Raw genomic sequence first — 14,382 nt, 5'->3', positions numbered from 1 at the left:
ATTAAATCCAAGGATCAAGATCTCTTTCATTGTTCAAACTTGTTTTTCTCTTTCTTTTATTCATTGTATTAAATTCTTCAGAACTATCTATATCTAGATTATCTATCCAATCATCATGCAAGTCAGGTTTCCTCTCATATTGATTGAAATCATCATCAGAATTAACCTGATTATCACTAATTTGATCGTCAATCCATCCCTCAAGTCTATCAGAAGCTCCATAACTAAAATCCTGAAATTGTGCTTTCAATTTCCTACTCTTATTAAGAAATTCTTCTTTTAAGCTTGCTTTCTGAATAACTAGATCTTCAAATGAATCAATTTCACAAGAAATAGACCCAGGTTGTTTATCACTTATCTGAGATATGAGTAAACGCCATCGACTTGTTCCAGGTATTAATGGATTTGATCGACTAACTAAATAATACTGAATCTTTCCAGTTTTTACATCAAAAACAAAATCAGCAATTAAACCCAATTTTTGGCCATTTCTATTATAAACATTTGCATTCATTAAAGTAGGAAAACGTTCCAAAGTTTGTTCGTCTGAATTAGAAGAAGCTCCTTTTACGTAAACTTCTTGGTCATTGATTCCCTTTAATTGATCTAACCTCCATACCTCTCTTTTTAATCTCAAGCTAGAAGGGCGACTTACCCATCCTAATATTCTATGAACAGGGGGATGCATCCATGGGCTAACTCCTGGACCATGATCAATCCCTTTATCACAGCGAACATTATGCTTTAATAAATCACTTAGAAATAATTTAGATGGTATGGTCAAAATTAATTTCTTATTTGTATTGGCATAACTAAATATATAAAATTAACGTCACTGTTAATTGGTGAAAAAACGGCAGGTGTCGTAGGTGCATTACAACTTAGTTTAATTAAATTTGAATTTATAACTTTTAATCCATCTAATAAATATCTTACATTAAATGCTATTTGAAATGATTCGCCTTTAAAAGAAACAGGTAAAGACTCAGAGCCAGTTCCTATATCTTGAGCGTCAGTTGTAATTTTAATTAAATTTGAGGAACCATCTATTGTTATTTTAATAACATTGTTATGTTGATCAGCTATGACTGCTATTCTTTCTAAGGAAGCTAAAAAATCTTTTCTATCAAATTCTAAAATATTTGAAAATGTATCTGGTAATAATTGTGAATAGTTTGGATAAGAGCCTTCTAAAGATCTAATAGTTATAATTTCGTCAGCAGATATAAAAACAACTTGACCTTTATCAATAAAGAAATTGATTGGTTTACTAATGTCGCATGTACTTAAAAATTTATCTACTTCTCTTAAAGATTTAGAAGGGAGTGTAATAGAAAATTTATCAAAATCATCAGATTTATTTATATCTTTTGATTCAGATAAAATATTATTTAAATTTAAAACAGCTAATCTATGTCCGTCTGTAGCAGCAGATTCAATACCATACCCATCAAAAGTAAGATTAACACCTGTAAGTAATTGTTTAGCATCGTCTGTACTACTTGCAAATAAAGTAGATCTAATAGCATTAGATAATAATAATGGATTTAATTGAAGTGATGTCCCTGTTTCTACTAAAGGTAAATCTGGAAAATCATCTGCAAGCATTCCTCTGACTTGATACGTACCACTCTTACTTGTTAATTCTACTTGTTGACTAGTATCATCAGAAGTAAGAATTAATGGTGAATCATTAGATAATTTAGAGACAATCTCACCAAATAATTTGGCTGGTAAAGTAATAGCACCACTAGTTTCTATAGAAGCAGATATTGAAGTTTGTATTCCTAAACTTAAATCAAAACCAGTTAAACGAAGTTTACCCGTTACTTCATCAGCGGCTAATAAAACATTTGCCAATATAGGGTGTGTCGGTCGAGTAGAAACTGCTCTGCTTACTAACTGTAAAGCAGAATTCAATTCTGATTGAGAGCAATTTAATTTCATCCTGTTATTTCAAATAAAATCCACTGATATAACAATTTCATAGCTATTTCAAAAAAGCAATACCGTTAAATAAAACAAAAATTTTTTACTTTCAACTATATTCTTTATTCTTTATATGAAATTGAATTAGTAGTAGTAGTTCTTGTGGTTTTTGTGGTTATTAAAAAAAATGTAGTGCTCATCTGTAATTTTTTAATTAATACCTGTGGAAAAAATGCTTTTATAGGGGATAAAAAGTTTCGTTTTCACAAGTTTGTTAAACTGTGGAAAAAAAATAGAAAATTCTTTAGAGTTTTTAATGTTTTTCCACAAAGAAATAGACATATTAAAAAGTGAAATGCACAGACACTTTTTTTTTTGGATAGTTATATGTCTTTAAAAGCCCATTCTTTTTGATATTGAATTTACTTCTGCTTCTACACCAGCGTGAAAAATAGAGTCATTATTTTTTATTGCACAGTCAGGATCTTTTAGTCCGTTACCAGTCAATACACAAACGATTGTAGAATTTTTCGGTACTTCATTTTTTAGTTTTAATAAACCAGCAACTGATGCTGCACTGGCAGGTTCGCAAAAGATACCTTCTTCTTTACCGAGAATTTTATATGCGTCTATTATTTCAGAATCTGTTAAAGATGAAAATTTACCATTACTTTCTTCTCTAACTAGAAGAGCTTTTTCTTTATTGACAGGATTACCAATTCTTATAGCCGTAGCAATTGTTTCTGGATTAGTAATGGTTTTCCCTTCAACTAAAGGTGCAGAACCACTTGCTTGAAAGCCCATCATCCTTGGTAAGTGTTTAGATTTGTTAGCTTCAAAAAATTCTTTAAATCCCATCCAATAAGCACTTATATTTCCTGCATTTCCCATTGGAATACACAACCAATCAGGTGCATTTCCAAGATTTTCTATTATTTCAAAAGCTGCCGTTTTTTGTCCTTGTAATCTATAAGGATTTACAGAATTAACCAATGTTATTGGGTATTTATTTGATAAATCTCTAACAATATCTAGTGCTTTATCAAAATTTCCCTTGATTGCCAATATTTCTGCTCCGTAAACTAATGCTTGAGCTAGTTTTCCTTGAGCAACATAACCGTCTGGAATAACCACAAAGGCTCTCATACCTCCTTTTCTTGCATAGGCAGCTGCAGATGCTGAGGTGTTTCCTGTACTTGCGCAAATTACAGCTTCACAACCAGATTCTTTGGCTTTACTTATTGCCATTGTCATTCCGCGATCTTTAAACGAGCCTGTTGGATTTAGTCCATCATATTTGACATATACTTTTACTCCTTTTCCTATTCGATCAGATATTGATTTTACTTCTATGAGAGGAGTTGCGCCTTCTTTTAGAGTAATAATTGGCGTTTTTTTTGTTATTGGTAACCAAGGTTTGTAGGCTTCTATAAGACCATCCCAATTATTTTTTTTGGGACTAGAGGTAAAAATCTTTTTTAATTTTTCCGAAAATGACACTTTTTCACCAAGTATTTTCAAATAATCTAAGTGCTAGACCTTCCATCTTTCAGTTTTTTTAAAGGTGAATTTGAATAGAATTCGATTAAGTCTTTTAATGATTCAACTTTTTTTAAGGTTTTATTCAATGCATTTAGATCAATAGCAATATTTTTAGTTGGGTAAGCTTTAAAAAAATCTATTAGATTAATTTTTTGATTATTTTTATAAGAACCTAATATAATTCCTGATCTTATAGCTTTTGTACTGATTTTTTGATTAGATATTTTATGAGGATGTATAATTTCAGTGAGTCTACTTAAAAAAACCTCACCTATTTTACTATTCATTAACTTGCTGCTAGGCGATAGGGGTATTTCTATTTTATAAGATAAAATTTCATGCAGTTCTTTTTCATTTTGATTGGTTATTTTTATTAGATTTTTTAGTTTAGTATTAGCTATTTTCGTTTTCTTAAAGTTATATAGCTCTTCTATTTTTATTGATCTATTAAAGGTACCTTTATAAAGAAATAATGTTTCTGCTGCTTTAGTTGGTGGAATTAAAAATAATATTAAAAATATTAAGATGTTATGTTTTAAATTCATTTATTGCGGAACACCAGCAGCAACTTTAACCAATCTTACTATACCTTTTTCAGATGTTTTCTTCATTAATCCAAATCCCATCTCGTAAGTATCTCTAGTAATTAAAATTTTAGGTAATTTTTTAAAAATTATTTTTCTTTTAAAACCAGGCTGCATTTTTGACATATTAAACATTTTTTGAATTGTAGACATATTCAAGTTTATATTAGTATTTATTTTTGATGATTTTTCTATAGTTTTTGACCTTATTTTTGATGGAAGCTTATTATTTATTTTGATTAATGTTTTCCATCCAATTGAGTCAATTTTTGTAGCTAAAATATTCACTAATTCATTCCTAAGTATAATACCTTTTTTTGAAAATAAAAAATCAATTGTTTGATCTAATATTTTTCCGCTATCTAGTTCCTTTTCTTTTGTAGCGCTTTTAAGTAGATCATCCAACCTTTCTAATTTTAAATTGTTTTCATCAAAAAGCATTTCTTTTAAGCTATTTCTTAGTTCTGGATTTTCATCTTCCATTAATCTTCTTGCAAAATACGGGTAAGCCGCTCCAAGTATTTTAAAATTTGGGTCGACGCTAAGAGCTATTCCTTCCAAAGTAATTAAAGATCTGATAATTAATGCGTAATAGGGCGGCAATTTAAAAGGAAATTTATACATAATTCCTGACATATCATCTGTAACGGCTTTGAAGTCCATTTTGTTAACGCCTATTTCTAAAGCGCTTGTAAAAACGCTTTCAAATGCAGGTGCTATTGGCTTTAAATCGACTTCTTCGGACAGAAATCCTAATTGAACAAAATCATATGAAAGTTTATCAAATCTTCTATTTACAAGATGAACAACTGCTCTGATTAATCCAATTCTTGATTGTTGTGTAATGTCACTCATCATACCAAAATCTAAATAACATAATCGACCATCTTTCATGGCTAGAATATTTCCTGGATGAGGATCTGCATGAAAAAAACCATGTTCTATAAGTTGTTGAAGGCTGCAACTTACGCCAATTTCTATCATTTCATTTGGATCAATCCCTAACTTTTTTACAGCCTCTATGTTCGTTAATTTTATACCATCTATCCATTCCATTGTAAGCACCCGTCTACTTGTTACTTCTCTGTAGATTTTTGGAACTGCTATTTTATTATTTTTACTATGAAGTAATTTAAATTTTTCTGCATTATTAGCTTCATTTATATAATCCATTTCTTCAAAAATTCTTTTACCAAGCTCATCAATCAATGCCACTAGATCACTTCTAATAATTCCAATATTATTTTTAAGCCATATAGCGATATTTCTTACTATATATAAATCTAAAGTGATTTGTTCTCTTAAACCTGGTCTTTGTATTTTTACGGCAACTTTCTCTCCCCCTTTTAGTATTGCTTTATGAACTTGACCAAGAGATGCTGCTGAAATTGGCTCTTTATCTATTTGCGTAAAAATGTTGTTTATTTGATTTTCTAAATCTTCTTCAATACATGCCATTGCAAGCTCGCTTTCAAAACCTGGCAGTTGGTCTTGAAGCTGAGCTAATTCTTCTAGAACTATTGGTGGAACTATATCGGGTCTAGTAGATAGTGCTTGCCCAGCTTTTATGAATGCTGGTCCTAAATCTACAAGAAGTTTAGTAAATTCTTTGGCTCTAAAAGTTTTTCTTTCATTTTTTTCTAAAGAACCAATTAACTTTTCCCAACCAACACCAAGTAAAAATAATCCTATTGGTAAAAGTGTTTGCCAAATTCTACGAAGTAGACGAATTGGATTTTTTTTGTAGATTGATTCAATAGCTTCAGGGTCATACTCAAGCAGACCTGAAGCTTCAATAAAATCGCTTAATTCTGCGGCCATTTTAATATGGCAGTGTTTACATCCCTTCTAATCCATTTTAGGCCTACTTTGTGTCTTTTTGATTCTTTGAATTATGCTAAACAGCCTACGCTTTCAAAATATAGCTCTATTTGGGAACTTAGAGATCGATTTTGATAAGGGATTTACTGTTTTTACTGGGCAGACTGGTTCGGGTAAATCAATATTTATTGATACCTTAAATGCTTTATTGGCCCATAAAAAAACCTCTCTAGATAATCGATTGGTAGCTAAAGCTTCTTCGTTTTCATCAATTGAAGGTGTTTTTTCTGTTTTGCAAACTACAAAAGATTGGTTAATTGATCAGGAATTTGATATTGATGATGAATTAATTGTGACTAGGGAATGGCGTTTAAAAGAAGATAAATATAAATCTAGATTTAGAATTAATGGTGTATTAGTTAATAGAGATCAAATATCAGAATTAAGATCACTTTTATTTGATTTTACGCTACAAGGAGATACTTATATTTTAAATGATTCATTAAATCAATTAAGTTTATTAGATTCTTTGGATTTAAAAAAAATTCAAGGATCAATTTTTAAAGTCAAGCAAGATTGGAAGATATGGTATGAATCTAATTCCAAATTAAAGGAAGCTAGAGATAGAATCTTAGATTCAAAAAAAGAGCTAGAAGAAATGAAATATATATTTCAAGATTTAGAAAAACTAGAATTAGAAGATCCAAACGAGCAAACTAAGTTAGAAACTGACCAGAATCGTTTATCTAATCTTCTAAGATTAAAAGAGGGAGTTAAATCTTTGTTGAATAGATTAAATGAAAGTTTAGACGAATACCCATCTATCTTGGATCATGCTAATTTTTGTATTAATGAATTAAAATCTTTATCTCAAATTGATTCTTCTTTGGAGCCAATTTTTGATAGTTTTTATTCATTAACTAATAATCTTAATGAGTTAACTTATCAGATTAATGATTACGAAAAAACATTAGATATTGATCCATCCTTTTTAAATGATTTACAAATCAGATTGTCTACCCTTAAATTCTATCAAAAAAAATATCAAAGAAATATACCAGATCTTATCAGTTATAAAAATGAGTTATTTAATTGTTTATCTTTTCAGGACAGTTCTAATAATATTAACGAACTTTCTTCTTCTGAAAATAAAAAAAGAATTATACGAGATAAGTCTAATAAAGATTTATCAACTATAAGAAAAACTTTAGCTTTAGAATTTGAAAATAAATTAATTCTTAGTCTAAAAAAATTAGGTATTCCTAATGTTCGTTTTAAAGTTGTTTTTGAAGAATGTGAACCAACAGTTAATGGAATTGATAAAGTTAATTTTATGTTTTCAGCAAATCCAGGCCTTTCTTTAGCACCACTTGCAGAAATTGCCTCTGGTGGAGAAAAATCTAGAATTCTTTTAGCAATAAAGGCAATTTTTTCTTCATTTGATCAAACTAACCTATTGATTTTTGATGAAATAGATTCAGGAGTGAGCGGATCAGTTAGTAGCTATGTAGCTACTTTGCTACGTGAATTGTCAAATCATTGCCAAGTTTTTTGCGTTACACATCAACCTATAATTGCAGCATTTGCTGATAATCATTTTGCTTTAAAAAAGAGTGTTATCGATGGCGATACTAAGTCCATTGTTACTAATTTAAAGGAAATCGTAGATAGGCAGAGGGAATTGGCTCTCTTGGCTGGAGGTGAAATTGTAGAAGCGAATGCTTATGCGGCGAGCTTGCTGGAACACAAAGCTGCGTGATGAGCATATTTTTTTATACAATTAACTATTAATATTTTTCCCTAATGGGAAGTTCAAAATCTACTTCTAAAAAAAAGACATTAAATATTGGTTCTTCTAGTGAAGAAGTCATAACTATTCGCGGTGCAAGACAACATAATTTAAAAAATGTCGATTTATCAATTCCAAGAAATAAATTGGTGGTTTTTACAGGTGTTAGTGGAAGTGGTAAAAGTTCCTTAGCGTTTGACACTATTTTTGCTGAAGGACAAAGGCGCTATGTAGAGAGTTTGTCTGCTTATGCAAGACAATTTTTAGGACAGGTTGATAAACCTGATGTTGATTCAATTGAGGGTTTATCCCCAGCCATTTCTATTGATCAAAAATCCACAAGTCATAATCCTCGCTCAACTGTCGGAACGGTTACGGAAATACAAGATTATTTTCGTTTGCTTTTTGGTAGGGCTGGTGAACCTCATTGCCCAGAGTGTTCTAGGCCAATTAAGCCTCAAAGTATTGATGAGATGGTTGATCAAATTAAGACTCTTCCAGAAGGTACGCGATATCAATTACTTGCACCAGTTGTTAGAGGAAAAAAAGGAACACATTCAAAGCTATTGTCTGGACTTGCAGCAGAAGGTTTTGTTCGAGTCAGAATTAACAAAGAAGTGAGAGAATTGGCAGATAATATTGAATTAGATAAAAATCAAGTTCATTCTATTGAGGTAGTAGTTGATAGATTGCTTGCGAGAGAGGGCATCGAAGAGAGATTAACTGATTCATTAAGTACTACTTTGAAAAGGGGAGATGGTTTAGCAATAGTCGAAGCAGTACCTAAAAAGAATGAGGAACTTCCTCAAGGCATTGATAGAGAAAGATTATTTTCTGAAAACTTTGCTTGTCCAGTTCATGGTGCGGTGATTGAAGAATTATCTCCAAGATTATTTTCCTTCAATAGTCCATATGGTGCTTGTCCAGATTGTCATGGTCTTGGTCACTTGAAAAAATTTACTTGTGAGAGAGTTGTACCTGATCCATCTTTACCTGTTTATGCTGCAGTTGCACCATGGAGTGATAAGGATAATTCATATTATTTTTCATTATTATTTTCAGTTGGCGAGGCATTTGGCTTTGAGATAAAAACTCCTTGGAAAGATTTAAAAGAAGAGCAAAAAAATATTTTATTAAATGGAAGTAAAGAACCTATTTTAATTAAGGTAGATAGCAGATATAAACAAGATTCAGGATTTAAAAGACCTTTTGAAGGTATTTTACCTATTTTGGAAAGACAGTTACAGGACGCTAATGGTGAAGCGGTTCGCCAAAAGTTAGAAAAATATCTTGAATTAGTTCCTTGTGCAAGTTGTCATGGCAAAAGATTACGTCCTGAAGCTCTTGCAGTAAAACTTGGACCTTTTTCAATAACTGATCTCACTGCATCAAGTGTTTCTACCACACTTCAGAATGTTGAGGATTTAATGGATCTTGAGACAACAAAAAAATCAAAGCCATTACTTTCCAATAAACAAAAAAAGATTGGGGAATTAGTTTTAAAAGAAATTCGATTACGTCTTCAATTTCTTTTGGATGTTGGACTTGATTACTTAACTTTAGATAGACCAGCAATGACGCTATCCGGTGGGGAAGCTCAAAGAATACGACTTGCTACGCAAATAGGTGCAGGTTTAACAGGAGTTCTTTATGTGTTAGATGAACCTAGTATTGGACTGCATCAAAGAGATAATGATCGATTATTATCTACACTAAAAAAACTACGTGATTTAGGTAATACTTTAGTTGTTGTTGAACATGATGAAGATACTATAAGAGCAGCTGACCATTTAGTTGATATAGGGCCTGGTGCTGGTGTGCATGGTGGAGAAATTATTGCTGAAGGATCTCTAGATAGCTTGTTAACTGCAAAAGAGTCATTAACTGGTGCTTATCTTAGTGGGCGCTCATCTATTCCTACTCCTGCTAATAGGAGAGACTCTGTACAAAGAAAGTTACGCTTGATTGGTTGTGATAAAAATAATCTAAAAAACGTTTCAGTTGATTTTCCTTTAGGTAGATTAGTCGCTGTTACTGGAGTTAGTGGAAGTGGGAAAAGTACTTTAATAAACGAACTACTTCATCCTGCTTTAAATCATTCTTTAGGCTTGAAAGTTCCTTTTCCAAAAGGATTGAAAGAGCTAAAAGGTATCAAATCTATTGATAAAGTTATTGTGATTGATCAATCTCCAATTGGTAGAACACCACGATCTAATACGGCTACTTATACAGGTGCATTTGATCCTATACGCCAACTTTTTGCTACTTCTGTCGAAGCAAAAGCGAGAGGGTATCAAGCAGGACAATTTAGTTTTAATGTAAAAGGTGGGAGATGCGAAGCTTGTCGTGGCCAGGGTGTAAACGTAATTGAGATGAATTTTCTACCCGATGTCTATGTTCAATGTGATGTATGTAAAGGAGCTCGATTTAATCGAGAGACATTACAAGTTAAGTATAAAAATTATTCTATTTCTGATGTCTTAGAAATGACTGTTGAGCAAGCAGTGGATGTTTTCTCTGCAATACCTCAAGCTGCAGATCGATTAAGAACACTTTTAGATGTTGGTCTTGGGTACATAAAGCTTGGTCAACCTGCTCCAACATTATCTGGCGGAGAAGCTCAAAGAGTAAAACTTGCGACTGAGTTATCTAGAAGAGCTACTGGTAAAACTCTTTATTTAATTGATGAACCTACAACTGGTTTAAGTTTTTACGATGTTCATAAATTAATGGATGTAATACAGAGACTAGTAGATAAAGGAAACTCAATTATTGTTATTGAGCATAATCTGGACGTTATTAGATGCTCAGATTGGATTATTGATATGGGTCCTGAAGGAGGTAATCGAGGAGGCGAAATTATTGCTATGGGAACTCCTGAAGAAGTGGCAACAGATTCAAATAGTCATACAGGTAATTATCTAAAAAAAGTTTTGGAATTACATCCTCCAAAATAAGTTTGAATATTTTTTATTTTTGTACACATTTCTTAATTTATACGGTAAATATAATTGTTTCTGATTTCTAAAAACTCTTAAAAATCAAGTTATAGAAGGGTTTTTAAAGATTAATTTTTATTTTAAAAAAAAACATTATGCTTTCTTTAGATTTAAAAAACATAAAATCAGTTATCTATTCATTGTCTCTTACATTGATTTTGCTTGGGATTAAGACTTTTACATTTAAATTTGCATGGTTTAATCCGTTCACATGATCTTGAATTGGGCAGAGATTCAGATACTGGAGGGCAAACTTTATATGTTTTAGAATTAGTAAAAGGACTTGCTGCAAGACCAGAAGTTGAGAAAGTTGAACTTATTACTAGATTAATTATTGATAGGAGAGTATCATCCGATTATTCAAATCCCGTTGAAAAGATATCAAATAGTGCGGAAATTATTCGGTTATCTTTTGGTCCTAAGCGTTATATTAGGAAAGAATTATTGTGGCCTTATTTAGATGATTTAGCCGATCAAATAGTTCAAAGATTACAGAAAGAAAATAATTTTCCTGATTGGATTCATGCTCATTATGCAGATGCTGGATATGTTGGCGCATTGGTAAGTAGAAGATTAGGATTGCCATTGGTTTTTACTGGTCACTCACTAGGCCGGGAAAAACTTAGAAGATTATTGGCTGCTGGTATAGATCATGATCAAATAGAGCAAACTTATTCAATTAGTAAAAGAATAGATGCAGAAGAATTGGCTTTAGCGCATTCAAACTTACTTATAACAAGTACTAAGCAGGAATCAGTTGAACAGTACGCGCGTTATGGGCGATTTAGTTCAAAGAACGTAGAAATAATTCCACCTGGTGTTGATTTAAATCGTTTTCATTCAATAGATTCTAATTTGAAGGAAGAAGAAAAAGAATTACACAAACTTTTTAAACCTTTTTTGAGAGATATAAATCTTCCTCCTCTCTTAGCTATATCAAGAGCAGTAAGGAGAAAAAATATTCCTGCTTTGATTGAGACTTATGGACGTTCGCCAATTTTGCAGCAAAGACATAATCTTATTTTAATTTTAGGTAGTCGAGATGATTCACGTCAGCTTGATAAACAACAAAGAGAAGTATTTCAGCAGGTTTTTGAATTGGTTGATAAATATAATTTATACGGAAAAGTTGCTTATCCCAAACAACATAAAAGAGACCAAATCCCCTTAATTTATCGTTGGGTTGCCCATAAAAAGGGACTATTTGTTAACCCTGCTTTAACTGAGCCATTCGGTTTAACATTATTGGAAGCTGCTTCATGTGGATTGCCTATGGTAGCTACTGATGATGGTGGCCCAAGGGATATTCTGTCTCGTTGTGAAAATGGACTACTCGTTGATGTAACTGACTTAGAAGCGTTACGAGATGGTTTAGAGACTGCTGGTTCAAACCCTTCTTTATGGAAAACGTGGAGTAACAATGGAATTGAGGGAGTAAGCAGGCACTTCAGTTGGGACGCTCATATTTGTAATTACATTGCATTGATGCAGAAGCGTTTGAAATTTCTTGCACCTCGACACTGGACATTGGGGAATGCTAAGGACACAAGCCCTATTGGTAAGAAATTATTACTTCTTGATTTAGATAACTATCTTGAGCAACCCCAAGCCTCATCAAAGTTGAGAAATCAGTTAAAAAAACATTCATTTGACCTTGATATTAAGTTAGGAATATTAACTGGAAGATCAGTTAAAGCTGCTCGGCAAAGATATCCAGAAACACAATTACCTACACCAGCAGTTTGGATATGCCAAGCTGGTACAGAAATTTATTATGCTGATGAAAATAAATCGGATATTTTTTGGCAAGATTCCATAAGCGTTGATTGGAATCGAACAGGGGTAGAAAAAGTTTTGTTTGATTTAAAAGATTATTTAGAGCTTCAATCAACAGATCAGCAAGGTATTTTTAAGATTAGCTATTTATTGAAAGAACCTAGTGATGCCATTTTACCTTTAGTTCGTAAAAGATTAAGGCAGTCTGGACTTGCGGCATCTCCACATCTGAAATGTCATTGGTACTTGGATATTGTTCCTTTGCGAGCATCAAGAGCAGAAGCTATTAGATTTTTGACTTTACGTTGGGGTTTATCTCTAGAAAAAGTTTTTATTGTTGCGAGTAAACAAGGTGATGCAGAGTTAATCAAGGGATTGACTAATAGTGTTATTCCTTTTGATCATGATTCATCATTAGATGGATTAAGATCCCAACAAAGGGTTTTCTTTTCTGATGCTCAAGAGGGAGTTGTTGATGGTTTAAAGCATTTTCGACTTTTTAAAAGTAATTAATATTTAAATTTTCCTTACTTGTTGTACTTCAAAAATTCAATTGATTACTTTATTTCTTCTTCAAGTATTAATGTAAGTTGTTGATATGGTGGCTCTTCACTTATAAAACCCCAATCATTGAAAATCTTTGAGTCTATATGAGTGATTATTTGACGTTTATTTCTATTTTCTAATTTAAAACCCTCTGTTGACATTGTTCTCATAAGTCTTGCAGACTCTTCAAATCGAGCCGCCATAGAATCTAGAGTTTCACAGTCTTTAGTTAATCCTTCTTCTTTCCAAGTAAAATAAGTCATCAGTTGAATTTGAAGATCTAAGGTTTAATGAAAAATATTAGATTTATTATTACTAATAATAATGTAATGAACCAAAAACCACCTACTATTTGACTCTCTTTGTTACCTTGAAGTTCAAAATGGTGATGTATAGGAGTCATTAAAAATAATTTATGACCTTTACCTTTTATTCTTTTAGAAATTTTAAAAATACTTACTTGAACTATTACAGAAATAGACTCTGCTGCAAGTATTCCTCCCATAATTAATAGAGACCAAAGATTATTTGATATCAAAGCTATACCACCAAGAGATGCTCCTATAGCTAAAGACCCTGAATCTCCCATAAATAATTTTGCAGGATATTTATTTAAGAAAAGAAATCCCATACAGCATCCAGACATTACGATGCAAAAAGGAGCTAGAGTTTCACCAATACTTTGATTTTCAATTGAAATACTTATAGCTAAACCCGTAAAAATTAATGCACTACAGCCACTTAATAAACCATCTAAACCATCAGTTAAATTACTTGAATTACTTTCTGAAAGTAGTACAAATATCCCTAAAGGATAAATTAGATTACCTATATTAATACTTTGATTTCCGATTTGAATGTTATTAGGTATAAAATTATTGAACGCACAAATAATAATAAAAATAAGACTGATAAAAAATTGTAAAATTAATTTTTCATTCGAAGTTAAACCAGTATTTAATTTCTTTTTCAAACTAATTAAGTCATCAATTAAACCTATTAACATAAAAAACACAATAAGTAAGCTTAAAGTTAGAATAATTTTATAATTTTCGTTATTAATATATATAATATTGCTTATTATTATTCCTGTAGGAATAAAAAAAACTCCACCCATAGTTGGAGTCCCTTCTTTAAGCAAATGTTTTTTTGGTCCCTCTTTTCTAATAATTTGTTTGATTTTGATTTTTTTTAATATAGGTATACTGAAAAAAGTAATAATAAATGAGATTAGAGCTGTAATTATAAACGGAACAGTTAAATTGCTATTTTCAAAATAAAAATCAGAAAATACACAAACTATTGTTATTAATCCAAAGAGGATAAATATTTGCTGATTAATTTTGTTTAAAAATGATATTTTTTTTTTATTTAGAACCTTTGTAGATTTTGTCAA

The 14,382-nt window shown here is 31.4% G+C and carries 10 protein-coding genes; 3 read left to right on the top strand and 7 right to left on the bottom strand.

Going from position 1 to position 14,382, the window contains the following annotated elements; genetic code table 11:
* Position 1: 1 nt before the first annotated feature.
* From O5633_RS08340 to O5633_RS08320, 5 genes are all read right to left on the bottom strand, one after another.
* Complete coding sequence (locus O5633_RS08340) at positions 2-784, bottom strand: PRC-barrel domain-containing protein (protein WP_269609187.1); 783 nt, start codon at positions 782-784, stop codon at positions 2-4.
* Positions 785-786: 2 nt separating this feature from the next.
* Positions 787-1,947, bottom strand: coding sequence for a DNA polymerase III subunit beta (gene dnaN / locus O5633_RS08335; RefSeq protein ID WP_269609185.1), 1,161 nt, complete (start codon positions 1,945-1,947; stop codon positions 787-789).
* 375 nt (positions 1,948-2,322) lie between these two features.
* Positions 2,323-3,429 (bottom strand): threonine synthase, encoded by a 1,107-nt coding sequence (gene thrC / locus O5633_RS08330; protein ID WP_269609184.1) that lies wholly within the window; start codon positions 3,427-3,429, stop codon positions 2,323-2,325.
* 26 nt (positions 3,430-3,455) lie between these two features.
* Complete coding sequence (locus O5633_RS08325) at positions 3,456-4,016, bottom strand: alpha/beta hydrolase (RefSeq protein ID WP_269609183.1); 561 nt, start codon at positions 4,014-4,016, stop codon at positions 3,456-3,458.
* On the bottom strand, positions 4,017-5,876 hold the full coding sequence (locus O5633_RS08320; RefSeq protein ID WP_269609182.1) for an ABC1 kinase family protein: 1,860 nt from the start codon (positions 5,874-5,876) through the stop codon (positions 4,017-4,019).
* Positions 5,877-5,949: 73 nt separating this feature from the next.
* Here O5633_RS08320 and O5633_RS08315 point away from each other — a divergent pair, with 73 nt between their 5' ends.
* The 3 genes from O5633_RS08315 to O5633_RS08305 all read left to right on the top strand — a co-directional run bounded on the left by O5633_RS08315 (position 5,950) and on the right by O5633_RS08305 (position 12,953).
* Entirely contained in the window at positions 5,950-7,635 is a 1,686-nt protein-coding gene (locus tag O5633_RS08315; RefSeq protein WP_269609181.1) for a DNA repair protein RecN, read from the top strand.
* A gap of 44 nt (positions 7,636-7,679) precedes the next feature.
* On the top strand, positions 7,680-10,622 hold the full coding sequence (gene uvrA, locus O5633_RS08310) for an excinuclease ABC subunit UvrA (RefSeq protein WP_269609180.1): 2,943 nt from the start codon (positions 7,680-7,682) through the stop codon (positions 10,620-10,622).
* A gap of 204 nt (positions 10,623-10,826) precedes the next feature.
* Positions 10,827-12,953, top strand: a complete 2,127-nt coding sequence (locus tag O5633_RS08305) for an HAD family hydrolase (protein WP_269609178.1) — start codon at positions 10,827-10,829, stop codon at positions 12,951-12,953.
* Positions 12,954-12,997: 44 nt separating this feature from the next.
* Here O5633_RS08305 and O5633_RS08300 read toward each other — a convergent pair whose 3' ends face one another.
* Entirely contained in the window at positions 12,998-13,249 is a 252-nt protein-coding gene (locus O5633_RS08300; RefSeq protein WP_269609177.1) for a hypothetical protein, read from the bottom strand.
* Between the two features lie 17 nt (positions 13,250-13,266).
* On the bottom strand, positions 13,267-14,382 hold the full coding sequence (gene mraY / locus O5633_RS08295; protein WP_269609176.1) for a phospho-N-acetylmuramoyl-pentapeptide-transferase: 1,116 nt from the start codon (positions 14,380-14,382) through the stop codon (positions 13,267-13,269).

The organism is Prochlorococcus marinus str. MIT 1013, assembly GCF_027359395.1.
In the GTDB taxonomy this organism is placed as follows: Bacteria; Cyanobacteriota; Cyanobacteriia; order PCC-6307; family Cyanobiaceae; genus Prochlorococcus_B; species Prochlorococcus_B marinus_E.
The sequence above is the reverse complement of the archived record's forward strand: the minus strand, read 5'-3'. Positions and strand labels throughout refer to the sequence as shown.

What these genes read in the sequence shown, in the direction of transcription:
- dnaN (WP_269609185.1), bottom strand. Translation starts at nt 1,947, where the DNA reads ATGAAATTAAATTGCTCTCAATCAGAATTGAATTCTGCTTTACAGTTA.
- O5633_RS08315 (WP_269609181.1), top strand. Translation starts at nt 5,950, where the DNA reads ATGCTAAACAGCCTACGCTTTCAAAATATAGCTCTATTTGGGAACTTA.
- O5633_RS08320 (WP_269609182.1), bottom strand. Translation starts at nt 5,876, where the DNA reads ATGGCCGCAGAATTAAGCGATTTTATTGAAGCTTCAGGTCTGCTTGAG.
- O5633_RS08325 (WP_269609183.1), bottom strand. Translation starts at nt 4,016, where the DNA reads ATGAATTTAAAACATAACATCTTAATATTTTTAATATTATTTTTAATT.
- O5633_RS08300 (WP_269609177.1), bottom strand. Translation starts at nt 13,249, where the DNA reads ATGACTTATTTTACTTGGAAAGAAGAAGGATTAACTAAAGACTGTGAA.
- uvrA (WP_269609180.1), top strand. Translation starts at nt 7,680, where the DNA reads ATGGGAAGTTCAAAATCTACTTCTAAAAAAAAGACATTAAATATTGGT.